The 21,931-nt window shown below is 67.0% G+C and carries 22 protein-coding genes, 1 tRNA gene and 1 pseudogene; 7 read left to right on the top strand and 17 right to left on the bottom strand.

Features of this window, described 5'->3' with window-relative positions:
• Positions 1 to 52 precede the first annotated feature (52 nt).
• Together KZO24_RS11305 and typA are read right to left on the bottom strand one after the other, a co-directional pair.
• Positions 53 to 679: a YitT family protein gene (locus KZO24_RS11305; protein WP_271181932.1), complete on the bottom strand. Its 627-nt coding sequence runs from the start codon at positions 677 to 679 to the stop codon at positions 53 to 55.
• A gap of 123 nt (positions 680 to 802) precedes the next feature.
• Positions 803 to 2,635 carry a translational GTPase TypA gene (gene typA, locus KZO24_RS11300; RefSeq protein WP_271181931.1) on the bottom strand — a complete coding sequence of 611 codons (1,833 nt, stop codon included), beginning with the start codon at positions 2,633 to 2,635 and terminating at the stop codon, positions 803 to 805.
• A 314-nt stretch (positions 2,636 to 2,949) separates the two neighbouring features.
• On the opposite strand from typA, the gene KZO24_RS11295 reads away from it, so the two are divergent.
• Positions 2,950 to 5,649 (top strand): TonB-dependent receptor, encoded by a 2,700-nt coding sequence (locus KZO24_RS11295; RefSeq protein ID WP_486486221.1) that lies wholly within the window; start codon positions 2,950 to 2,952, stop codon positions 5,647 to 5,649.
• A gap of 283 nt (positions 5,650 to 5,932) precedes the next feature.
• Positions 5,933 to 6,415 carry an RDD family protein gene (locus KZO24_RS11290; RefSeq protein ID WP_008832133.1) on the top strand — a complete coding sequence of 161 codons (483 nt, stop codon included), beginning with the start codon at positions 5,933 to 5,935 and terminating at the stop codon, positions 6,413 to 6,415.
• Between the two features lie 124 nt (positions 6,416 to 6,539).
• On the opposite strand, the pseudogene KZO24_RS11285 reads toward KZO24_RS11290, so the two are convergent.
• Positions 6,540 to 9,064 (bottom strand): annotated as a pseudogene (locus tag KZO24_RS11285) (ABC transporter permease).
• Positions 9,057 to 9,815: an ABC transporter ATP-binding protein gene (locus KZO24_RS11280; protein ID WP_211149782.1), complete on the bottom strand. Its 759-nt coding sequence runs from the start codon at positions 9,813 to 9,815 to the stop codon at positions 9,057 to 9,059. The pseudogene KZO24_RS11285 and the gene KZO24_RS11280 overlap by 8 nt, the downstream one beginning before the upstream one ends.
• A 50-nt stretch (positions 9,816 to 9,865) precedes the next feature.
• On the opposite strand from KZO24_RS11280, the gene KZO24_RS11275 reads away from it, so the two are divergent.
• Positions 9,866 to 10,561 (top strand): arylesterase, encoded by a 696-nt coding sequence (locus KZO24_RS11275; RefSeq protein WP_211149776.1) that lies wholly within the window; start codon positions 9,866 to 9,868, stop codon positions 10,559 to 10,561.
• A 102-nt stretch (positions 10,562 to 10,663) separates the two neighbouring features.
• Here the strand turns inward: KZO24_RS11275 and recF are convergent, their stop codons facing one another.
• Together recF and KZO24_RS11265 are read right to left on the bottom strand one after the other, a co-directional pair.
• Positions 10,664 to 11,764 carry a DNA replication/repair protein RecF gene (gene recF / locus KZO24_RS11270; protein WP_486486220.1) on the bottom strand — a complete coding sequence of 367 codons (1,101 nt, stop codon included), beginning with the start codon at positions 11,762 to 11,764 and terminating at the stop codon, positions 10,664 to 10,666.
• A gap of 105 nt (positions 11,765 to 11,869) precedes the next feature.
• On the bottom strand, positions 11,870 to 12,622 hold the full coding sequence (locus KZO24_RS11265) for a queuosine precursor transporter (protein ID WP_008832128.1): 753 nt from the start codon (positions 12,620 to 12,622) through the stop codon (positions 11,870 to 11,872).
• A 98-nt stretch (positions 12,623 to 12,720) separates the two neighbouring features.
• Here KZO24_RS11265 and KZO24_RS11260 point away from each other — a divergent pair.
• From KZO24_RS11260 to KZO24_RS11250, 3 genes are all read left to right on the top strand, one after another.
• Positions 12,721 to 12,797, top strand: a tRNA-Arg gene (locus tag KZO24_RS11260).
• A 111-nt stretch (positions 12,798 to 12,908) separates the two neighbouring features.
• Positions 12,909 to 13,223 carry a PilZ domain-containing protein gene (locus KZO24_RS11255; RefSeq protein WP_486486219.1) on the top strand — a complete coding sequence of 105 codons (315 nt, stop codon included), beginning with the start codon at positions 12,909 to 12,911 and terminating at the stop codon, positions 13,221 to 13,223.
• A gap of 148 nt (positions 13,224 to 13,371) precedes the next feature.
• On the top strand, positions 13,372 to 14,625 hold the full coding sequence (locus KZO24_RS11250; protein WP_271181927.1) for an MFS transporter: 1,254 nt from the start codon (positions 13,372 to 13,374) through the stop codon (positions 14,623 to 14,625).
• Position 14,626: 1 nt separating this feature from the next.
• Here KZO24_RS11250 and KZO24_RS11245 read toward each other — a convergent pair whose 3' ends face one another.
• The 9 genes from KZO24_RS11245 to KZO24_RS11205 all read right to left on the bottom strand — a co-directional run bounded on the left by KZO24_RS11245 (position 14,627) and on the right by KZO24_RS11205 (position 20,207).
• Complete coding sequence (locus KZO24_RS11245) at positions 14,627 to 15,421, bottom strand: NUDIX hydrolase (RefSeq protein WP_486486218.1); 795 nt, start codon at positions 15,419 to 15,421, stop codon at positions 14,627 to 14,629.
• A 441-nt stretch (positions 15,422 to 15,862) separates the two neighbouring features.
• The gene (gene grxD, locus KZO24_RS11240) at positions 15,863 to 16,192 is read right to left on the bottom strand and encodes a Grx4 family monothiol glutaredoxin (RefSeq protein WP_271181925.1); all 330 of its coding nucleotides are present in this window, start codon (positions 16,190 to 16,192) and stop codon (positions 15,863 to 15,865) included.
• 31 nt (positions 16,193 to 16,223) lie between these two features.
• Positions 16,224 to 16,457 (bottom strand): BolA/IbaG family iron-sulfur metabolism protein, encoded by a 234-nt coding sequence (locus KZO24_RS11235; protein ID WP_008832123.1) that lies wholly within the window; start codon positions 16,455 to 16,457, stop codon positions 16,224 to 16,226.
• Positions 16,458 to 16,467: 10 nt separating this feature from the next.
• On the bottom strand, positions 16,468 to 16,785 hold the full coding sequence (locus tag KZO24_RS11230) for a DUF1476 domain-containing protein (RefSeq protein WP_036529513.1): 318 nt from the start codon (positions 16,783 to 16,785) through the stop codon (positions 16,468 to 16,470).
• Between the two features lie 230 nt (positions 16,786 to 17,015).
• Complete coding sequence (gene leuD, locus KZO24_RS11225; RefSeq protein WP_271181924.1) at positions 17,016 to 17,615, bottom strand: 3-isopropylmalate dehydratase small subunit; 600 nt, start codon at positions 17,613 to 17,615, stop codon at positions 17,016 to 17,018.
• Entirely contained in the window at positions 17,615 to 17,797 is a 183-nt protein-coding gene (locus KZO24_RS11220; RefSeq protein ID WP_036530245.1) for a hypothetical protein, read from the bottom strand. The genes leuD and KZO24_RS11220 overlap by 1 nt, the downstream gene beginning before the upstream one ends.
• Before the next feature lie 18 nt (positions 17,798 to 17,815).
• A complete protein-coding gene (gene leuC / locus KZO24_RS11215; RefSeq protein WP_271181923.1) occupies positions 17,816 to 19,264 on the bottom strand; it encodes a 3-isopropylmalate dehydratase large subunit in 1,449 nt (482 codons plus the stop codon).
• A 215-nt stretch (positions 19,265 to 19,479) separates the two neighbouring features.
• Positions 19,480 to 19,743 carry a hypothetical protein gene (locus KZO24_RS11210; protein ID WP_008832914.1) on the bottom strand — a complete coding sequence of 88 codons (264 nt, stop codon included), beginning with the start codon at positions 19,741 to 19,743 and terminating at the stop codon, positions 19,480 to 19,482.
• Positions 19,744 to 19,844: 101 nt separating this feature from the next.
• Positions 19,845 to 20,207 (bottom strand): hypothetical protein, encoded by a 363-nt coding sequence (locus KZO24_RS11205; protein ID WP_008832915.1) that lies wholly within the window; start codon positions 20,205 to 20,207, stop codon positions 19,845 to 19,847.
• 214 nt (positions 20,208 to 20,421) lie between these two features.
• On the opposite strand from KZO24_RS11205, the gene KZO24_RS11200 reads away from it, so the two are divergent.
• Entirely contained in the window at positions 20,422 to 20,937 is a 516-nt protein-coding gene (locus tag KZO24_RS11200) for a sterol desaturase family protein (protein WP_271181922.1), read from the top strand.
• A 123-nt stretch (positions 20,938 to 21,060) separates the two neighbouring features.
• Here KZO24_RS11200 and KZO24_RS11195 read toward each other — a convergent pair whose 3' ends face one another.
• Together KZO24_RS11195 and KZO24_RS11190 are read right to left on the bottom strand one after the other, a co-directional pair.
• Entirely contained in the window at positions 21,061 to 21,420 is a 360-nt protein-coding gene (locus tag KZO24_RS11195; protein WP_069709069.1) for a YbaN family protein, read from the bottom strand.
• A complete protein-coding gene (locus KZO24_RS11190) occupies positions 21,407 to 21,817 on the bottom strand; it encodes a SufE family protein (RefSeq protein WP_271181921.1) in 411 nt (136 codons plus the stop codon). Before KZO24_RS11190 ends, KZO24_RS11195 begins: the two co-directional genes overlap by 14 nt.
• Positions 21,818 to 21,931: the final 114 nt, after the last annotated feature.

Raw genomic sequence — 21,931 nt, 5'->3', positions numbered from 1 at the left:
TCGGCCTTGTGGGGCAAACGGGGAGGGCCGGCCGGGCAGGGCCGGCCCTCTTTCAGTATCCGGTATAGCGGCCCGGGCGGTGCCAGGCCCAGAGGATGCCCGCCGTCGCCGCGACGCCCAGCAGCGACCAGGCCATGCGCACCGCATCGAGCCGTGAGGCGGCGAACAGCAGCACCGTACCGTCGATGATGAGCTGGGTGCGGCCGGCATTCCATCCACGCGTGCGATAAAGCCATAGCACCAGCGCTCCCGAGCCGCCCGTTGCGGCCCCATGGCGGGCGAGGGCGAGCGCGCCCATGCCGATGACGCTGCCGCCGACGACCGCTGCAACCGGGTCGCTCACCCGGGCGATGTCGATGCCCATCGGGGCCAGGGCGGTCATCGCGAACAGGCCGAGCGTCACCACGGCGGTCTTTATCAGGAACCGCCAGCTCATCGAGCGCAAGGTGATCGCCATCAGCGGCGCCGAGATCAGCGCATAGAGCAGGCCCACCGGCCATCCCGTTGCATAACTCAGCACCAGCGCGACACCCGCCACACCGCCTGTCGCGAGCCCTGCCGCGCGCAGCAGCACGAGCCCGACCGCCAGATGGATCGTGCCCACGAACATCGCGTAGATATCCTCGCCGTGCCCGTGCGGGGTGGGCGAGGGTGCGTTGGAACTCGTCATTGCAGTCATGCCCCCTGCTTCAAAAACACGAAAGGCCGGAAAGCGCCCTTCGGCGCCCCGACCTTTCATTCAACCGGTAATGCATCCCCCGCGATCGCTCTTTTCAAAGCCCGACCACAGGGGAGGGCAAAATCAGGCGTTTTCCTTCTTGCGGCTCTGCTTCTTGCGCTCGTTCGGGTCCAAGTGGACCTTGCGCAGGCGGATCGACTGCGGGGTGACTTCGACCATCTCGTCGTCGTCGATGTAGGCGATCGCCTGCTCCAGCGTCATCACGCGCGGCGGGGTGAGGCGGATGGCGTCGTCCTTGCCGGTCGAACGGAAGTTCGTCAGCTGCTTCGACTTCATCGGGTTCACTTCGAGGTCGTCGGTCTTGGCGTTCTCGCCGATCAGCATGCCCTCGTAGATCTTTTCCTGGGGCTTGATGAACAGCACGCCGCGATCTTCGAGCGAGTTCAGCGCGTAGCCGACCGCTTCACCGGTGCAGTTCGAGATCAGCACGCCGTTCTGGCGGCCCTCGATCGGACCCTTGTGGGCGTCGTACTTCTCGAACAGGCGGTTCATGATGCCGGTGCCGCGCGTGTCCGAAAGGAACTCGCCGTGGTAGCCGATCAGGCCGCGCGAAGGGGCCGAGAAGGTGATGCGGGTCTTGCCCGAGCCCGACGGACGCATGTCGGTCAGCTCTGCCTTGCGGCGCTGCATCTTCTCGACGACCGTGCCCGAGTGCTCGTCGTCCACGTCGATCACGACGGTTTCGTAAGGCTCGGTGCGGCCGCCCTTTTCGTCGGTGCCGAACAGCACGCGCGGACGGCTGATGCCCAGTTCGAAGCCTTCGCGGCGCATGGTTTCGATCACGACGCCCAGCTGGAGTTCGCCGCGACCGGCGACTTCGAAGCTGTCCTTGTCGGCCGACTCGGTGACGCGGATGGCGACGTTGGTTTCCGCTTCACGCATCAGGCGGTCGCGGATCATGCGGCTGGTGACCTTGTCGCCTTCACGGCCCGCGAGCGGCGAGTCGTTGACGGCGAAGCGCATCGCCAGGGTCGGCGGATCGATCGGCTGCGCCTGGATCGCCTCGGTGACCGAAGGATCGGCGATGGTGTTCGACACGGTCGCCTTTTCGAGACCGGCGAGCGCGATGATGTCACCGGCGCGGGCTTCTTCCACGGGCACGCGGTCGAGGCCACGGAACGAGAGCACCTTGGTGGCGCGGCCCACTTCGACGACCTTGCCGTCCATGTCGATGGCGCGGATCGGGTCGTTGACCTTCAGCGTGCCCGACTGGACGCGGCCGGTCAGGACGCGGCCCATGAAGTTGTCGCGGTCAAGCAGGGTGGCGAGGAACGAGAACGGCGCGTCGACGTCGAGGTTCGGCGCGGGGACGTGCTCGACGATCTTCTCGAACAGCGGGGTCAGGTCGCCTTCGCGGCGGTCCGCATCGTAGCTGGCGTAGCCGTTGCGGCCCGAAGCGTAGAGGGTCGGGAAGTCCAGCTGCTCGTCGTTGGCGTCGAGGCTGACGAAGAGGTCGAACACTTCGTCCAGCACTTCGGCGTGGCGGCCGTCGGGACGGTCGATCTTGTTGACGACGACGATCGGCTTCAGGCCGAGGCCCAGCGCCTTGCCGGTGACGAACTTGGTCTGCGGCATCGCGCCTTCCGACGAGTCCACCAGCAGGACGACGCCGTCCACCATCGAGAGGATGCGCTCCACTTCGGCGCCGAAGTCGGCGTGTCCGGGCGTGTCGACGATGTTGATGCGATAGCCGTTCCACTCGATCGAGGTCGGCTTCGCCAGAATGGTGATGCCGCGCTCCTTTTCGAGGTCGTTGCTGTCCATCGCGCGCTCTTCGATGCGCTGGTTGTCACGGAACGTGCCGGACTGGCGAAACAGCTGGTCGACAAGGGTGGTCTTGCCATGGTCGACGTGCGCAATGATCGCGATATTGCGCAAGGGAAGCGGGGCGGACATTGTTGTTCTCTCTGTACGAGGGCCGGAGGCGGGCAGCCATCGTGTGCTGCACCGCAAAATTGCCGCGCCCTTAGCCGATGGCGGGCATTTCGGCAAGCGCAGTGAGATGAGGCAGACTGCTGGGGGTAATGGCGCCCGACATACTTCGTCACATCCTGTGTCGATAGTACAACAATGGTGCAGAATGTCCGCAGCTATGCACAGGTCCCGATTGTGAGCGCTCGTAGAACGACATAAGCTGCCCCTCTTACCAATTGCGACCAGCTTTGCGCACCACGACGCGGGCAGTCGTGCAGGAAGGGACAGGGGATCCGATGAAGGGTGTTTTGGCGGGCATCTGCGCGCGGGGTACGCGCATCTTCAACGAACGCAGGATCATGGCGCACAAGTCCGCGCTGCTGGCGGGGGCTTCCGCGGTACTGTGGGCGCCGGCGGCTCTGGCGCAGGATGCGGCGCCTCAGGCGGCCGACGAGCAGTACACCGATACCATCATCGTCACCGCGACCAAGCGCGAGCAGACGCTGCAGGACGTGCCAGTCGCCGTCTCGGTGACCAGCGGAGCGACGCTGGAACGCGCGCAGATGCGCGATCTCAAGGACTTGCAGACTTTGGTGCCGTCGCTGCGCGTCAACCAGTTGCAGTCGAGCGCCAATACCAACTTCTATATCCGCGGCTTCGGTAACGGCGCCAACAACGCGGGTATCGAGCCTTCGGTGGGCCTGTTCATCGACGGCGTCTACCGCTCGCGCTCGGCCTCGATGATCGCGGACTTCCCCGATGTGGAGCGCATCGAGGTGCTGCGTGGGCCGCAGTCCACGCTGTTCGGCAAGAATGCCTCGGCGGGCGTGATCTCGATTGTTACCAAGAAGCCGCAGTTCCAGTTCGGCGGCAATGTCGAGGCCAGCTACGGCAACTACGACGCCGTAGTCGTCAAGGGCACGGTAACCGGGCCGCTAAGCGAGAACGTCGCATTCAGCCTCGCGGGCGGGCTCAACAAGCGCGACGGCATCGTCAGGGACCTTGCCACCGGCGAGCGCACCAACGAGCGTGATCGCTGGTTCGGGCGCGGGCAGCTGCTGTTCGACAACCATGACGGCCTCGAACTGCGGCTGATCGGCGATTACGGCAAGATCGACGAGAACTGCTGCGCGGTGGTCAACCTGCGCCAGGCGACCCCCACGGCGGCGATCTTCGCGCTGGGCGGGGCGGTCAACCAGCCGGGCGAGAAGTACGACAACTTCGTCTACAACAACTTCAGATCGTCCAATAGAATCGAGAACTGGGGCGTTTCGGGCCAGCTGGACTATGATCTGGGCGCCACCAAGCTGACCTCGATCACCTCGTACCGCCGCACCAATGCGCTCACCAACCAGGATTCGGACTTCTCCAGCGCCGACCTGCTGGGCCGCAACTGGCAGGACCTGCGGATCAAGACCTTCACGCAGGAACTGCGCGCCAACTTCGAGGTGGGCGAGAAGATCACCGGCCTCATCGGCGGCTACTATTTCAACGAGAAGATCGACCAGAACAACGAGGTGTTCTGGGGCGACGATGCGCGGCCTTACGCCAACCTCCTCGTCCAGAGCCTGTCGGGCGGGGCGCTCAGCGTGCCTGCGCTGGAGACGGCCTTCGGCGCCTACGAAGGCAATCCGGCCAAGTACGCCGGGCAGTTCTTCGCTTCCGGCACCGGCCTGACCGAGGCCTACAAGCTGAAGAACGAGGCGTGGTCCATCTTCGGCCAGCTCGACTTCGAGGTGGCGCCGGGACTGACGGTGACCGGCGGTCTCAACTACACGCACGACAAGAAGCGCTTCGCCACCAACACGACGTCGGATGACGTGTTCTCGTCGATCAATTTCGACGATCCGCGCTATTCGGCGTTCCGCCAGCAACTGCTGCTTGGCGGGGCGCTGCGTTCGGTGGGTGTGGACCCGACCAACCCGGCGGCGATCTTCGCCTTCGCGACGAACCCGCAGACCGCGCCGATCTATCAGCAGCTGGTCGGCTTCGCGAACGGCAATGCCAACAATCCGGCGGCAAACCCGCTCAATCCGCTGCGCGCGCTGCAGTATTTCCCGCAGTTCATGAACGTGCCCAACGCGGTCGAGCCGGGCAGGGTGAGCGACGGCGACTTCAGCTACACCGCGCGCGTGGCCTGGGACGTGACGCCCACGGTCAACCTCTATGCGGCCTGGGCGACCGGCTACAAGGCGGCGTCGATCAACCTGTCGCGTGATAGCCGCCCGACGCCTGCCGACCTCGTCGAACTGCGCGCGCAGGGCCTGGCGGTGACCAATCTGACCTCCGGCAGCCGCTTCGCCAATGCGGAGAATTCGACGGTCTACGAGGCCGGGATCAAGGGCAACTGGGGGATCGTCTCGGCCAACGTCGCGGTGTTCAAGCAGGAGATCAAGAACTTCCAGTCGAACATCTTCACCGGCTCGGGCTTCTTTCTGGCGAACGCGGGCAAGCAGTCGGCGTTCGGCATCGAGTTCGAGGGTTCGGCCAAGCCGATCGACCAGCTGACCCTGACGATGGCCTGGACGTACCTGAACCCGAAGTACGACACTTTTCAGCTTTCGGCCTTCGGCGACCTTTCGGGGACGACCCCGGCGGGCGTCCCGCCGCTCTCGGCGACGTTCTCGGCCGAGTTCGTGCAGCCCGTGGGAACGCGCGGGGACCGGATCATCCTGCGCGGTGACTATCACTACGAATCGCAGTTCCGTCTGGTCGAGGGCCTGCCGGGCCTCGTCGTGCGCGACAGCGCGGGCAACGTCACCGACGTATCCGCAGCGCTCGCCGCCGCGCGGGAGTTCAAGCAGGACATCAACGACATGAACGCCTCGCTGACTTACGTGATGGCGAACGGGCTGGAACTGACGGTCTGGGGCCGCAACCTGCTGAACGACCGCACCATTCTGCAGATATTCGACAGCCCGGCACAGCCCGGCTCGATCTCGGGCTATCCGAACCAGCCACGCACTTACGGCGTGGCGGCGCGCTACCGGTTTTGAAGCATTTTCAAGCCGGCCGTGCGCGGTCGGCGGCTCGGAAAATGCGGCATGATAAAGCCCGGAGCGTGTGAAGCGCGTACCCGCCGTGTCGTCTCTGGGAGGAGGTACGGCAAGAGAAGCGGGACGCGGACCTGAAAAGGGGCGCGGGAGGCTCGGCCTCCTGCGCCCCTCTTTCTTTACGGCTTCGGAAGGCGGAACAGAAAGTCTTTGTAATTTCCCGATTTAAATGTGAACTTGCGTCGCATTGTCAGGCTGGGCAGGCCGCAAAAATAAGGGGGAATGCATGATTCCGTATGGTGGCTTCTGGTGGCGCGTGCTCGCCTACATCCTTGACGCGATCATCCTGCAGATCGCGACTTCGATCATCGGCGGCATCTTCGGCGTCGGCCTCGCGCTGCCGCTGACGGGGCTGGGCGCGGGCGAGAACGCGGCGTTCGGGATGATGATGTTCGGCATGATCGGCGCGTCGCTGGTGATCAACTGGCTCTACTTCGCGATCATGGAAAGCTCGAAGCTGCAGGCGACCGTCGGCAAGCTGGCCGTCGGCGTGGTCGTTACCGACCTGCGGGGCGAACGGCTGACTTTCGCGCGTGCGACCGGGCGCTACTTCGCCAAGATCCTGTCGAGCCTGATCCTGTGCATCGGCTACATCATGGTCGCCTTCACCGAGCGCAAGCAGGGCTTGCACGACATCGTCGCCAGCACGCTCGTCTACAAGACGCGCGATCCCAGCGTGCTGTTCGACAACCGCGAGGTCTTCGCCTGATTTCCAATCCCGTCATCCCCGCGAAGGCGGGGACCCATCTGATGATCGCGAACAGGAAGCGTCAGCAGATGGGTTCCCGCCTTCGCGGGAATGACCAATGAGTGGTGAGGGTAGAGATCGGCTTCTAAAGTTCGCGCAGCGCCCTTGCCGGTTTCGCCCGCAGCAGCGGCAGCGTTCCGGCTAGGGCGAAGCCGAGGATCAGCAGCAGCCCGGCGGCCAGAACCGCCAGCACGCGCGGCCAGTCGGGCAGCCAGGCGAACTCGAACAGCTTGACGATCACCGCCCAAGCCATCGCGCTGCCCGCGCCCAACGCGACGAGGGCGAGCACCACGGCGAGCAGCCCGTATTCCGCCATCTGCGCCGCGAGCAGCTGCCCGCGACTGGCGCCCAGCACGCGCAGGATCACGGTGTCGTACGTCCGGCTCGCCCGCGCCGCCGCGATAGCGCCCAGCAGCACCGCGAGCCCCGCCAGCACTGCAACCGAGGATGCCGCGAGGATCGCCGCCGACATCTGGTCGAGCAGCGCGCGGGCATCGCGCAGCAGGCTCCCCGTCTCGATCACCGAGGTCGAGGGGAAGGCGCGCACCAGCCGGGGCAGCAGGCCCGCCGTGGACGCGCCCTTGGGCACCTCGATCGTCGCGGCGAGGTTGTGCGGGGCGTCGGCCAGCGCATTGGGCGAGAACACCAGCACGTAGTTGAAGCCCAGACTGTCCCAGTCGATCCGGCGCAGCGCCGCGATGCGCGCGGTCTTCTCGACGCCCAGCACGCCCACGGTCACGTAGTCGCCGACCTTCAGGCCGATCGCCTCGGCCAGCCTCTCATCGACCGAGACAAGCGGCTCGCCCCGGTAGAACTCGGGCCACCACTGGCCGGAGGTGACGCTGCTGCCCTCGGGCACGCCGACCGAGTAGGTCAGACCGCGCTCCCCGCGCAGCGCCCAGGCGCCATCGGGCAGGTCCTTGCCGAGGCTGGCCACGCGGGTCATCCGGTCCTTCGGCCCATAGGCAAGGATGCGGCCGCGCATGTTCGGCACCAGCTTGAGGGTGGAACCGGGGATCGTCCGCTCGACCGCGTCGGCGAAGGCATCGGCCTTGTCCTTCGGCACGTCGAGCACGAAGAAGTCGGGCGCGCGCTCGGGCACGGTGCGGCGGATGTTGGCGTCGAGGCTCGTCTGCACAGCCGCGATCAGCACGAAGGCGGAAAGTCCGAAGCCGAGCGCCGTGACCAGCGCCCCGGTCTGCGCGCCCGGGCGGTGGAGGTTCGCCAGTCCCGCGCGCAGCATCGGCCCGCGCGGTCTCGGCAGGCGGGCGGCGAGCTTGCGGATGCCGAGGCCGACGAGCGCCAGCAGGCCGAGCATCGCGGCCGAGGCCCCGAGGAAGCCCAGCGTCACCAGCGGCTGCGCGGCGTTGAGCAGCGCCAGCGCGACGATGGCGGCAAGGCCGAGGCCGACCGGCAGGGCGAGCGCCTTGCGGTCGGCCGTGAGCGGCGCCACGCGGGCGCGCATCAGCGCCATCGCGGGCCAGCTGCGCGCCCGCACCAGCGGCGGCGCGGAGAATATCAGCGCGACCAGCAGGCCATAGGCCGCCGCCGTCGCGAGCGCCGCGGGGAGACGGTGAACCCGGGCTCGACCGGCAGCAGGCTCTGCAGCGCCGAGGCGAGGAGCGGGGTCACGAGCACGCCTGCGGCAAGCCCTGCCAGGCTGCCGACCAGGGCGGCCGCGCCGACCTGCAGGAGATAGATGCGCGCGATGTCGCCGCTGGTGGCGCCGAGCACCTTCAGGGTTGCGATCGAACTGCGCCGTGCCTCCAAATAGGACGAGACGCCGCCGCCGATGCCGATCCCGGCGATCACCAGCGCGGCAAGCCCGACCAGCACGAGAAACTCGCCCATGCGGGTGACGAAGCGCTCGGTCGAAGGCGAGGCTGCCAGCCGGGTGCGGGTGTCGAAGCCGTCGCCGAAGCGGGACTTGAGGGCGTCGATCACCGCTTCGGGATCGCGCGCGGGGTCGGCGAAGCGCACCCGTACGACGCTGCGGTACATGGCGCCCGGCGCGGTCAGCCCGGCGCTCGCGGGAAGGTCGAGCGGCACCACGGCGGTGTCGCCCAGCGCGAAGCCCTCGCTCATCTGCTCGGGGTCGGTCGCGATGATGCCGCCCACGATCACTGGCACGCCGCCGATGGCGATGCGCTGGCCCTTCCCGGCACCGAGGCGGGCGGCGGTGCCCTTGGCGATCCATGCCGTGCCGGGGGCTGGGGCGCCGACGCGGCGGCCGTCGGTCAGTTCGAGGCGGCCGTAGAGCGGCCAGTTCCCGTCCACCGCCTTGAGCGCGACGGGCGCGGTGGCATCTCCCTTCGTGGCGATGGCCTGCATGCGTTGCCCGCGCGAAACCCGGCCGAGGCGGGAGAGCGCCGCATCCTCGTCCTTGCCGAAGGCGCGCTGCCAGACCCTCAGTTCGATGTCGCCGCCAAGGATTTCGCGCCCCCGCGTTCCCAGTTCGCGCTCGATCGAGCCGGTCAGCGTCCCGATCGCGGCGATCGCGCCGACGCCGAGGAACAGGCACACGAGCAGCAGCCGCAGCCCCTTGAACCGGGCCGAGAGGTCACGGCGGGCGAGTGTCCAGGCGGTCCGCCACGGGAGGGCGTCAGCCAAGGTGTTCGCCTGCCCGTATGTCGCTGGCGATCTGGCCGTCGCCGATGGTCACTACGCGCTCGCAGCAGTGGGCGAGGCTTTCGTCGTGAGTGATGATGAGCAGGGTCGCGCCGGTCTCGGCCCGGCGGGCGAAAAGCAGGTCGATTATTGCCGCGCCGGTGGCGGCGTCGAGGTTGCCGGTCGGCTCGTCGGCGAAGACCAGCGCCGGGCGGGGAGCGAGGGCGCGGGCGATGGCGACGCGCTGCTGCTCGCCGCCGGAAAGCTGCGCGGGATAGTGCGACAGGCGATGGCCCAGCCCGACCGCCGTGAGTTCCGCTTCGGCCCGCGCGCGGGCATCGGGCATTCCCGCGAGTTCCAGCGGCGTGGCGACGTTTTCCAGCGCGGTCATCGTCGGCAGCAGGTGGAACGCCTGGAGGACGATGCCGATCCTGCCGCGCCGCGCCCGGGCAAGGGCGTCCTCGTCCATCCCCACGAAGTCCTGTCCGGCGACCTCCAGCGTGCCCGAACTGGCGCGCTCCAGCCCGCAGAGCACCGCCATCAGCGACGACTTGCCCGATCCCGAAGGACCGAGCAGCGCCAGCGTCTGGCCCCGGGGCACGGAAAGGTCGATCCCCTTGAGGATTTCGACCGCACTGTCCCCGGAACCCAGCGTCAGGCGCAGGTCGCGGGCCAGAATAGTGTCGTCGGAAGCGGGGGAAGGAGTGCCGGAAAGGGCGGAGCGGGCTTGGGCAGGGCTTGTCACCATCCCCATATGGGATAGCACCAGTGCATCCGACAAGTCGGTCCCTTCAGGAGAATGCCTTGCGCCTCGTTTCCCTCGCTCTCCTTGCCGCCTCCACCCTGGCGCTTTCCGCCTGCGACAAGGCCCCGGCGCCGCCCGTGCAGGAGAGCCGGTCGGCCGTCGATGCGCCGCCGCAGATACCGGTCATGGGGCCGGAGCGCAGGATACTCGCCTTCGGGGATTCGCTGCTGGCGGGCTACGGACTGGAGGATGGCGAAAGCTACCCCGACCGGCTCGAACAGGCCCTGCGCGCGCGGGGTGTCAACGCGCGCATCGCCAATGCCGGGGTCTCGGGCGACACCACGGCGGCGGGGCTGCAGCGGCTCGACTTCACGCTGAAAAGCCAGCCGGCCAAGCCCGAACTGGTGATCATCAGCCTCGGCGGCAACGACATGCTGCGCTCATTGCCCCCGGCCGAGACGCGCGCGAACCTGGAGAAGATCCTCCAGCGGTTGCGGCAGGAGAAGATCGGCGTGGTGCTGCTCGGAATGCTGGCGGCGCCGAACCTGGGCAGGGACTATGCCTCGGGTTTCAACCCGATCTATCCGCAGCTGGCGGAGAAGTACGGCGCGGTGCTGGTGCCGTTCTTCCTCCAGCCGGTGATCGACAAGCCGGATCTTATGCAGGGCGATCACGTGCATCCTACGGCTATCGGCATAGACGCGATCGTGGCGGCGACGGTGGACGATGTGGCGGATGCTTTGCCGAAGAGGTGAGGTCCCCTCTTCACTTCGTCATTGCGAGCGTAGCGAAGCAATCCAAGGCGGCTCAAGACTGCCCTGGATTGCTTCGCTACGCTCGCAATGACAACCGAGTGGTCAGACCCGCCGCACCGTCCCCGCGCTGACCTCCCATACCGCCGCTTCCGCCGCGATTGCCTCGAACGGGGCGATCTCGGTCCCCGTCAGCCAGACTTGCGCGGAGCCTGCCCGCAGCCGGTCGAACAGCGCCTCGCGCCGCAGCGGGTCGAGATGCGCGGCGACCTCGTCCAGCAGCAGCAGGCGCGGGCGGTTCTCCCCATCTGCCTCCAGCAGCTGCGAATGCGCGAGAGTGATGGCGATGAGCATCGCCTTCTGCTCGCCGGTCGAGCATTCCGCTGCCGCTTGCCCTTTGCCCGCCATCGTCACCCCCAGTTCGTCGCGGTGGGGGCCGGTAAGGGTGCGCTGGGCCGCCCGCTCGCGCGGCCGCCCGTCGCGCAGGGCGATGGCAAGCGCACCGGCCTCGACCGGGCCGCCGGGCTGGTAGGTCAGCGAAGGGCGCGCGAAAGGCGTGTCGGGAAGCCGAGCCAGCGCCGCCTCCAGCCGGGTGACGAGGCGCGCGCGGGCCGTCGCCACCAGCGCCCCGGCCTCGGCGATCTGCACCTCGATGGCCTCGAGCCAGTGCGGATCGGGCGAACGTTCGTCGGACAGCAGGCGGTTGCGCTCGCGCAGTGCCGTCTCCAGGCGCGCCGCATGGCCGGCATGGGCGGGCTCGATCGCCAGCACCAGCCGGTCGAGGAACCGCCGCCGCGCGCCCGCGCTCTCGACGAAAAGGCGGTCCATCGCCGGGGTCAGCCAGCCGATCGAGAGCCACTCGGCCAGGCTCAGGGCGGATGCCTGCGCGCCGTTCACCTGCACAAGCCGCCGCCCGGGACGCTCCGCCGCGACGCCGGTGCCGAGGCGGACGGGCTCGCTCCCTTCCCCTTGGCCGGGCATGCGCAGTGCAGCGTTCACCGCGAACCCGCCGTCGCCGTCCTGCGCGGGCACGTCCACCAGCTGCGCCCGGCGGAGGCCGCGTCCGGGCGCGAGCAGGCTGATCGCCTCCAGCACGTTGGTTTTACCGGCGCCGTTCTCGCCGACCAGCAGGTTGAACTGCGCCGTGCCTTCCACCGCGGTCTCGTGGTGGTTGCGGAAACGGGACAGGAGGATGCGGTCGAGCATGGTCGGCGCGGCCTAGAGCATTTTCAAGTCAGGTGGAAACAGCTGACGACTCGGAAAATGCGGCAGCCCTGTAAAAAGCGCGGCTCAGCGCCCTGCTCACAACGTTCAGACCGATTTTGCCTTGGCGAAAGGCGAGAAATCGAGATTGTCGTCGAACACCTCGACGCCCTCGCGCTTCTTTAGCCAGCCGACGACGACGTAAGTTACCGGCGTCAGCACCGCTTCCCACAGCACCTTCATGCCCCAGTTGGTGACCATGACGGTCAGCACCTGCTCGTGCGTCCAGGTGCCGAGGAAGGCGATGGGATAGAACAGGGCGCTGTCGGCGGCCTGTCCCACCACCGTCGAGCCGATGGTACGCATCCACAAGTGCTTGCCGCCGGTCATCAGCTTCATCTTGGCGAGGACGAAGGAATTGACGAACTCACCCGCCCAGAACGCGGTCAGCGAGGCGAGGACGATGCGCCAGGTCGAGCCGAATACCGCTTCGTAGGCGGCCTGTCCGGTCCAGCCGGAATCCGGCGGCATGGCGACGACGACGAAGCTCATGAAGGCCATGAAGATCATCGCGAAGAAGCCCGCCCAGACGCAGCGGCGGGCATTGGCATAGCCGTACACTTCGGTCAGCACGTCGCCGATGACGTAGCTGACGGGGAAGAACAGGATGCCCGCGCCGAACGTCACGCCGCCGATATTCGCCAGCTTGGACGCACCGATCAGGTTCGACAGCAGCAGGATCGCGACGAAGGCCGCCATCACGTAGTCGAAATAGCGGAAGTGCCGACGGGCGCCGGTAAGGCCGTCGATGCGTGACAAGGGGCGGGACAGAGGCGATGGAGCGTCGGTAGCGGCGGTCATTGCCTGTGCGTAACGTGGCTTTGCTGCAGCGCAAAGCACAAGTTTGCGCTGCCAGCGGTTTGCGCCGCGCGGTAACCACGCTATGGGAAATCCGGCGCGCGCCCGTAGCTCAGCTGGATAGAGCACGAGCCTTCTAAGCTTGGGGTCACAGGTTCGAACCCTGTCGGGCGCGCCATTGTCTTCGGAAATGGTCGCCCTGCTTCCCGGATTGAGTTCGAACCGTGTTCGAACGGGCGCGCGATGAAGTTTAAGCGATCATAAACCGATCGGTTGTATTCTCCCGCTCATGACCCGCACCGTTCTTCCCCGGCGATCGCAGCGACGCTCCGTCGCGCTGGCCGTTCAGTGCCGCACGCAGAGCGGTCTGCGGGATGACGGCGAGATTTCCGACATCTCGGTGGAGGGCTGCTGCCTGCGCATGCGCGGCATCTATTTCCGCGTCGGCGCGCGCCTGATCGTGCGGCCCAAGGGGATGGAAGGCATGTCGGGCGTGGTGCGCTGGGTCAGCAGCGACCTTGCCGGGGTCGAGTTTGACCGTCCGCTCTACGGCCCGGTGCTCGAGCACATCGCCGCAGCGCACGGATCGCACGCCAGCGTCTGAGCGATAACGTCGCCCCGGCGAATTCTCGTTCATCCGGCCGGAAAGTTCTGGCCAAGCCGAGCGGCAGCCCCGCACTCTCTTGCGAACAGACCGGCATGCAATCGCCGGCACGCCAGGAACATTGGGTTCAGGCATCGGGAGAGAGCGCTTGGCAGCACCTGTCGGAACGGGGAGCGATGCTCCCAACCATCCGCTTGCGGTACGCATGGGCGTGATCGCGGGCGTGTCGCACAACATGGTGATCGGCACCGTCATGGGCTCGTTCGGGCTGATGCTGGCCTCGGTCGAGCAACGCCTCGGCGTCAGTGCGGAAGAGGCGGCGGCGGGCATCCCGCTGGTGCTGGTGGGCTCGTCGGTGCTCGCGCCTTTCGTGGGCGTGCTGATCGCGAAGGTTTCGCTCCGCCTGTTGTTGCTCGTCGGTGCGCTGCTGACGGTGGCGGGCTATCTCACGCTGGCATGGACGCAGAGTTATGCGCTTTACCTGCTGGCTTACGGGCTTTGCTTCGGCCCTGCGCTGAGCCTCGCCGGATCGATCGGCCCGGCGACGCTGGTGGGACGCTGGTTCAACCGCAATCGCGGGTTGGCGCTGGGTATCGTCCACTTGCCGGTGGTGATCGCGGTGGTGCCGTGGACACTGGAGCGGGCGCTTTCCGTCGTCTCGCCCAGCGTGATCTACCTGTCCATCGGCCTGATCGCGGCGGCGCTGCTGCTGCCGCTGGCGCTGCTGGCGATCGATCACCCGCCGGGGCATACCGAGACGCTGGCGCCCGAACCCGATGCGAAGCGCACCGCCGACGGATCGTTCAGCGTCGCGCAACTGCTCGCGCGGCCGCGCTTCTGGGCGATCTCGCTGGCGGCGGTGGCCAGCATGACGAGTTCGGTGCTGCTGGGCTCGCTGCTGGTGCCTATGGGGCTTTCCTGGGGCTTCACCCGGCCCGAGGCGGCGCTGCTGCAGTCGATCATGTCGCTGGTCGGGATTGCCGGCTCGATACTGTTCGGCTGGATCGCCGACCGCATCGGCGGGGCGAGGGCGCTGGCGCTCATCGGTTTCGACTGTGCAGTGCTGTGGACTCTGCTGTTGCAGCACCCGCCGTTCTGGATGGCGGCCCTGTTGATCGGCCTCATCGGCATGCACGGCGCGGGCGCGATCCCGACGCTGGGCAAGGGGCTGACCGATTCGTTCGGACAGGCGAGCTACAGCCGGGGCTTTGGGCTCAACACGCTGATCGGGCTGCCGTTCATCGCGGTCGCCGTCGTGGGAGCGGCGCGGGTCCATTCGGTCACCGGCAGTTACGACGGTGCGATCGTGGCGATAGCCGTGTTCTTTGCGGCAGCGGTCGCGCTCGGTCTTTACGCCGCGGGTGGTGCGAAAGGGCAGGAGCCGACCGCCGTACCGGCCTGACCTAACCGCGCCGCACCGTCGCCTTGAGCTGGCCCAGCACCGGATAACCGAGCCCGGCAGGGATGACGAGCCATTCGCCGTCCTCGCGCATTTCCAACTCGGGGTGGATGCGGACGACGGGGTGGGCGGCGATGTCGGCCAGCGCTTCGGTATGATCGGCGTACTGCGCAAGGCGGTCGAGATTGCGGCGGGTCGGAAAGATCACCGAAATCTCGCCCCGATCGGCCATCGCCAGAGCATCGGCGGCGCTCGCCCAGAACAGGCGCGAGTTCTCGGTGGCATCGACCGTGACGTCCACCGCGCCGGTGCCGATGTCGGCGACGAAGAAGCGCGTGTCGAAGGCCTTCTCCCACAAGGGGCACCAGTGCGCGAAGAAGGTCAGCGCCTGCGGGTCCAGTTCCCAGCCGAAGCGCTCCAGCACGGTGTCGAGCCGGCCGACCTCCAGCAGCATCGCCCGCGCTTCTGCGGCTTCGCGGGCGGTGACGGGGGCGCGGGTGGCGATCATGAGGCCCGCTTCCTCCAGCGTCTCGCGGATCGCGGCGATGCGGGCGGAGGCGATCTCCTCCGATCTGCCGGGCAGCAGGCGGCGGGCGAGTTCGCGGTCTGCGGGATCGACGCGGCCGCCGGGAAACACCGCCGCTCCGCCCGCGAAGCGCATGCCGTCCGAGCGCTGGAGCATCAGCAGTTCGGGCGGTCCGCCGTCGGCGGCGTGGCGGAACACCACCACGGTGGCGGCAGGGACGACGGCGGGGCCGTCTGTCGGCATCGGCTGGTCGGAGGGAGCGGTCTGGATCATTGCCGCCGATCTTGCCGCTGGGGAAGGGGCACGCAAGCGGAAAAGCGCCAGGCGACTCAGGTGGCAGTGTCGGCAGAATTTACAAGGCATGACGCACGCGCTGACACGTGAACCGAAGAAATGGCTGATTTTCGGGAAAAATCAGAACTGGCACAGGCCATGCTTATGAAGTATCGTACCCCGAGAGAAGCAGTCTCGATAGAGGCGGGGCCGGACAGTCTCCCGGCCCCGCCTCCCCGGGGTTCCCCATACATCCAGGCATTCGTCGTCCCAGCTTTGTCCGGTACCGGTGGCTGTCTTTAGCCCGGTGCAGGCCGCGAGGCGCCTTGACGCAGGCGCCGCTGTTCACGGCCAGCGATCCCGGATCAGGTCCGCGATGACGGGCGATGAAAAGGCCCGGAATCGCTTCCCGAGCCTTCGTAATCCGGTGCTGTCGGCAGATCAGCCCTGCGCAGCGATCCCGCTGTCGGTCATGAGCTGGTGCAGTTCGCCGGCCTCGTACATCTCCATCATGATGTCGCTGCCGCCGAGGAACTCGCCCTTGACGTAGAGCTGGGGGATCGTCGGCCAGTCCGAGTAGGACTTGATGCCCTGGCGGATTTCCATGTCCTGTAGCACATCGACGGTCTCGTAAGGCACGCCGAGGTGTTCGAGGATGGCGATCGCGCGGCTGGAGAAGCCGCACTGCGGGAACAGCGGGGTGCCCTTCATGAAGAGGACCACGTCGTTGCTCTTTACGATATCGCCGATACGGGCATTGACGTCGGACATTTCAGTAAAACCCTTGAGTAGTATGCTTGCGTCAGTTGGGGACGGCGGTGGTGAGTTGCAAGGCGTGAAGGACGCCGCCCATGCGGCCGCCCAGCGCTTCGTAGACCATCTTGTGCTGCGCGACGCGGGGGCGGCCCGTGAAGGCGGCCGAGACGACGTGCGCGGCGTAGTGGTCGTTGTCCCCGGCGAGGTCGGTGATCGTGACTTCCGCGTCCGGCAGCGCGGCGCGGATCATGGTCTCGATTTCGGTAGCGGTCATGCCCATCGGATAGTCCTCAGCCCAGGAAAGCGCGGCGCGCTTCGACCTGCTTGGCGGCCAGTGCGGCGCGCACTTCCGCTTCGGTGGTATCGACGCCGGCGGCGGTCAGGTCGCCCAGCAGCTTGCGGATGACGTCCTCGTCGCCCGCTTCCTCGAAGTCGGCCTGGACGACGGCCTTGGCATAGGCATCGGTTTCGGCCTGCGACAAGTCCATGCGTTCGGCCGCCCATTCACCGACGAGGCGGTTGCGGCGGGCCTGGATGCGGAACAGCGTGTCGGCGTCGTGAGCGAACTTCGCTTCTTCGGCGCGCTCGCGGTCCTGGAAACTCGTCATCGGACAACCTCGGGTTAAAGCGTTGTCCATGCCGATAGGGAACGCGGGGCTGCGGGGCAATCCTTGATTCGCAATAGCGACCGATGGATCGAGAGGCGAAGAATCCTCCCTGTCGCGAAGCGATGGGGAGGGGGACCGCCGCCGCAGGCGGGGGTGGAGGAAGAAGACCCCTCCGTCAGCCCTGCGGGCTGCCACCTCCCCATTCCTTCGGAACAGGGAGGATTTTGCGGTCAGGCCGCCAGCACCGGGCTGGCAAGGAACGACAGCGTTTCGCGTGCCTTGCCTTCGTAGGTCGAGATCGTTTCGCCCTGCGCCATCGTCAGGCCCACTTCGTCTAGGCCGTTCAGCAGGCAGTGCTTGCGGAACGGATCGATCTCGAACGTGAAGCGATCCTGGAACGGCGTGGTCACCGACTGCGTGTCGAGGTCGATGTCGATCGTCTCGTCCTGCGCCACTTCCATCAGGCGGTCGATCGCCTCCTGCGGCAGCGCCACGGTGAGGATGCCGTTCTTGAAGGCGTTGCCCGAGAAGATGTCCGAGAAGCTCGGCGCGATCACGCAAGTCACGCCCATGTCGAGCAGCGCCCAGGCGGCGTGCTCACGGCTGGAGCCGCAGCCGAAGTTGTCACCCGCGATGAGAATCGGCGCGCCGGCCCAGCGCTCGTCGGTGAAGACGTTGCCGTCTTCCAGCTTGATCGATTCGAACGCGCCCTTGCCGAGACCTGTGCGGGTGATCGTCTTGAGCCAGTGCGCCGGGATGATGACGTCGGTGTCGACGTTCTTACGGCCGAACGGAATCGCCTTGCCGGCGACGTGGTTGATCGCCTGCATCAGTCCGTCTCGCTCGGGAAGTGTGGAGCCGTGTTGGTCTTCGGCGGCTGCGCGTCGGCCTTCTTGCGGTCGCTGCGGCGCTTCACGAAGAGCAGGGCAGCGGCGATGGCGGCCGAACCGATGGCGGCACCGGCGGCGATGGCGGCGCGGCCTGCGAGCGAGTTGTCGGAATCGTTGGACATGGGGGAGATCCTATCAGCTTAGGCCGGTTCAGTCATTGGCGCGAGGTCGCGCACGTCGGTCAGCTTGCCGGTGACGGCGGCGGCGGCGGCCATGGCGGGGCTCATCAGGTGGGTGCGCGCACCCGGACCCTGGCGGCCGGTGAAGTTGCGGTTGCTGGTGGAGGCGCAGCGCTCTCCGGCAGGCACCTTGTCGGGGTTCATGGCAAGGCAGGCCGAACAGCCCGGCTCGCGCCATTCCAGACCCGCATCGATGATGATCCTGTCCAGACCCTCGGCCTCGGCCTGCGCCTTGACCAGACCCGATCCGGGGACGACGATCGCCCACTTCACGTTGTCGGCCTTGTGGCGCCCCTTGAGCACTTCGGCGGCGGCGCGGATGTCCTCGATGCGGCTGTTGGTGCAGCTCCCGATGAAGACGTTCTGCACTTCCACGTCGGTCAGCTTCGTGCCGGGCGTCAGGCCCATGTAGTCGAGGCTGTGCTTGACCGCGTCGCGCTTGGAGGCGTCGGCGAAGTCCTCAGGCGCGGGGACGACGCCGCCGATGCCGGAGGTGTCCTCAGGGCTGGTGCCCCAGGTCACGGTGGGCTGGATGTCCTCGGCGCGGATGAACACGGACTTGTCGTACGTCGCGCCTTCGTCGGTCGCCAGGCTCTTCCACCAGGCGACGGCCTTGTCCCAGTCCGCGCCCTTGGGCGCATAGGGGCGGCCCTTGACGTAGGCGAAAGTCGTCTCGTCCGGTGCGACCAGACCGGCGCGGGCGCCGCCCTCGATCGACATGTTCGATACCGTCAGGCGGCCTTCGACCGACATCTCGCGGAAGACGTTGCCGGTGTACTCGATCACGTAGCCGGTGCCGCCGGCAGTGCCGATGACGCCGATGACGTGCAGGATCACGTCCTTCGGGGTGACCCCGGCGCCGAGCGTGCCCTCGACCCGGACCTCGAAGGTCTTCGACTGCTTGAGCAGCAGCGTCTGGGTGGCCAGCACGTGCTCGACCTCGGACGTGCCGATGCCGAAGGCCAGCGCGCCCAGGCCGCCGTTGCAGGCTGTGTGGCTGTCGCCGCAGACGATGGTGGCGCCGGGCAGCGAGAAGCCCTGCTCGGGGCCGACGACGTGGACGATGCCTTGTTCCGGATCGGCGTCGCCGATGTAGCGGATGCCGAACGAAGGCGCATTCTTCTCCAGCATGTCGAGCTGCTGGGCGCTCTGCGGATCGGCGATCGGCACGCGGTTGCCGTTCGCGTCGCGGCGCGCGGTGGTGGGCAGGTTATGGTCAGGCACCGCGAGCGTAAGATCGGGGCGACGCACCGGGCGACCGGCGGCGCGAAGGCTCTCGAAAGCCTGCGGGCTCGTCACTTCATGGACGATGTGCCGGTCGATATAGATGAGGCAGGTGCCGTCGTCCCGTTGGTCGACGACGTGGGCGTCCCAGATCTTCTGGTAGAGGGTGCGCGGTGCGGTTGTCATGATCAGGCGCGATTAGGCCCCGCCCTTGCGAAATTCAAGGGGCAGGGCGATTCGCTGCGCCCCTCGAATGAAATTTTCATTCAATCCGAATTGACCTGACGATCGATCGTTGCTGTTGCGAGGCGCTCGCACCGCCATGTAAAACGCGCCCGGTCCTTGCGGCCGGGCGCGTTAGGAGTGTGCGGGCCGGAATTCAGGGTTACCGGCCCGGTCGATCAGTGGTGGCGACGATCGTAACGGTCATGGCGATCGTAGCGCGAACGATAGCGGCGGTCGTCGTGGTGGCGGCGGTCATTGCGCCAGTAGTGCTTCGAAGCGCGGTGATGCTTCACGTAGCGCGGCGGGGCGTGGTGGCCACGGCGCGCATGGTCGCGCTGGTCGTGGTGGTAGGGTGCGGCCTCGGCGACGGCAGGGGCCAGCGAGGCGCCGCCGAGCAGCGCGACGAGGGCGGGGGCGATGATCTTGGTCAGCTTGTTCATGGGGGATTCCTGTGTGGGGGGATTGTTCTGCCGGGAGGGAAACTGCGGGCTACGGCAAAGGCTGCCGGATTATTCCGCGACTTGGGGTTCCCGGTCGCCGATCAGCCGCGGCGGCGGTCGTAATCGTGGCGCTCCATCCGCAGCGAGGCGTAGACCTTGTTCACGCGGTTGCCGAGGATGCGGGTCTCCTGCGCGGAGAGGCCGCCGCGCGAGTACTGGCCGTAGAGACGCTGGATATCGACGACATCGCGGCGCAGGCCCGAGGCTTCGCGCTGCGAGATCGTCCGGCGGGCGGCGGCGCGGTCGATGTTGGCGCGCAGGCCCTGGATGTCGGAGCGAATGTCGTAGTGGCGGGCGGCCTGGACGTGGCGGTTCGGCGCGGCCTCGGCGATGCCGGGGGCGATGGCGCCGAGGCCGGTGACGGCGATCAGGGCGGGGGCGATGAACTTGGTGAACTGGCGCATGGGTCGCACTCCTTGCTGGAAACTGTTTTCGGAAGGTCGCTTCCGATGCATTCAGGATTAGGCTTGTGAAACTGAACGTCAGCTAGACGGCCCGTCGCAAGGGTGTGTGCAATTGTAAGAGAGTGTCGCAGCTTCAGTCGCGTCATCTCCGCCTGCGCGGGGATGACGGGATTTTGTGTGTGAAGAGAGGCGTTGGCAGTATAAGGGCAAGGCCATGTCCGCCCTTGCCGCCGTCCTGATCGTCCTTGCCTCCGCCGCCGCGATGGAGTTCGTCGCGTGGTCGAGCCACAAGTACATCATGCATGGCTTCGGCTGGGCCTGGCACCGCGACCACCACGAGCCGCATGACAAAATGCTGGAGAAGAACGACCTCTACGCCGTGTTCGGGGCGGCGATCAGCATTTCCATGTTCGCGCTGGGCTCGCCGCTGGTGATGGGGGAGCGAGCGTGGTGGCCGGGGACGTGGATCGGTCTCGGCGTGCTGGTCTACGGCGTGATCTACACGCTGATCCACGACGGCCTCGTCCACCAGCGCTATTTCCGGTGGGTGCCCAAGCGCGGCTATGCCAAGTGGCTGGTGCAGGCCCACAAGCTGCACCATGCGACCATCGGCAAGGAAGGCGGCGTCAGCTTCGGCTTCGTCGTCGCGCGCGATCCGGCGGTGCTCAAGCGGGAACTGCGGGCGCAGCGCGAACAGGGCATCGCCGTGCTGCGCGAGGCGGTGGACTAGGTCTATCCTCCCTGTTCCGAAGGAATGGGGAGGTGGCAGCCCGCAGGGCTGACGGAGGGGTCTTCTCCCCTCCACCACCGACTGCGTCGGCGGTCCCCCTCCCCGAGCAAGCGCAGGGAGGATTTATTCCGCCCGCGTCCAGATCCACGTCCCGATCGTCGCCAGCACCGCTAGAGGGATCAGCGCCCACATTTCGCCTGCGGTGAACCATACGATCGCGACGCTCAGGCCCATGGTGGAGATCGCCGCGATCTTGCCCTTGCGGCTGATCGCCCGCCGGTCGCGCCATTCGCGCAAGTGGCGGCCGTACTTCGGGTGTCGATAGAGCCGCTCAGCCCATTCCGGGTGGCTCTTCGAGAAACACCCGGCGGCGAGAATCCAGAAGATCGTCGTCGGCAGCAGCGGCAGGAAGATGCCCAGCGTGCCGATCCCGACGAGGATTACCCCCGCCGTGATCCAGAGATATTTCCTAGCCCTGGGCATATCGCGCGGCAGTTTCCCGGATCAGCGCGATCATGTTGGGCACGCCCTGCGTCCGGTTGGACGAGAGCTGGTTGCGCAAGTCGAACGGTTCGAGCGCCGCCGCAATGTCGGTCGCGGCCACCGTCGCGGCAGGCTTGTCCTGCACCGCCGAGATCACCAGCGAGACGATGCCCTTGGTGATCGCCGCGTTGCTGTCCGCCAGGAAGTGCAGGGTGCCGTCCTCGCGCGCCATGGGATAGACCCAGACGCTGGCGGAGCAGCCGCGCACTTTGGTGGCGTCGGTCTTGAGCGCCTCGGGCATATCGTCCAGCTCGCGCCCCAGTTCGATCAGGAGGCGATAGCGTTCGTCGCCATCGAGGAATTCATACTCTTCGCGGATATCGTCCAGGTCACGCATAGACCCGGCATTTAGAGGCGGGGGCGGCGAGGGCAAGAGGATATTGCGAACATTTCGCAAAGGCCAACCGTCGTCCCGGACTTGATCCGGGACCGCTGGCGGTCTTTAGGTGAG

It is taken from the genome of Novosphingobium sp. NFX11, assembly GCF_057376415.1.
This window is presented reverse-complemented; position numbering and strand designations above follow the sequence as displayed.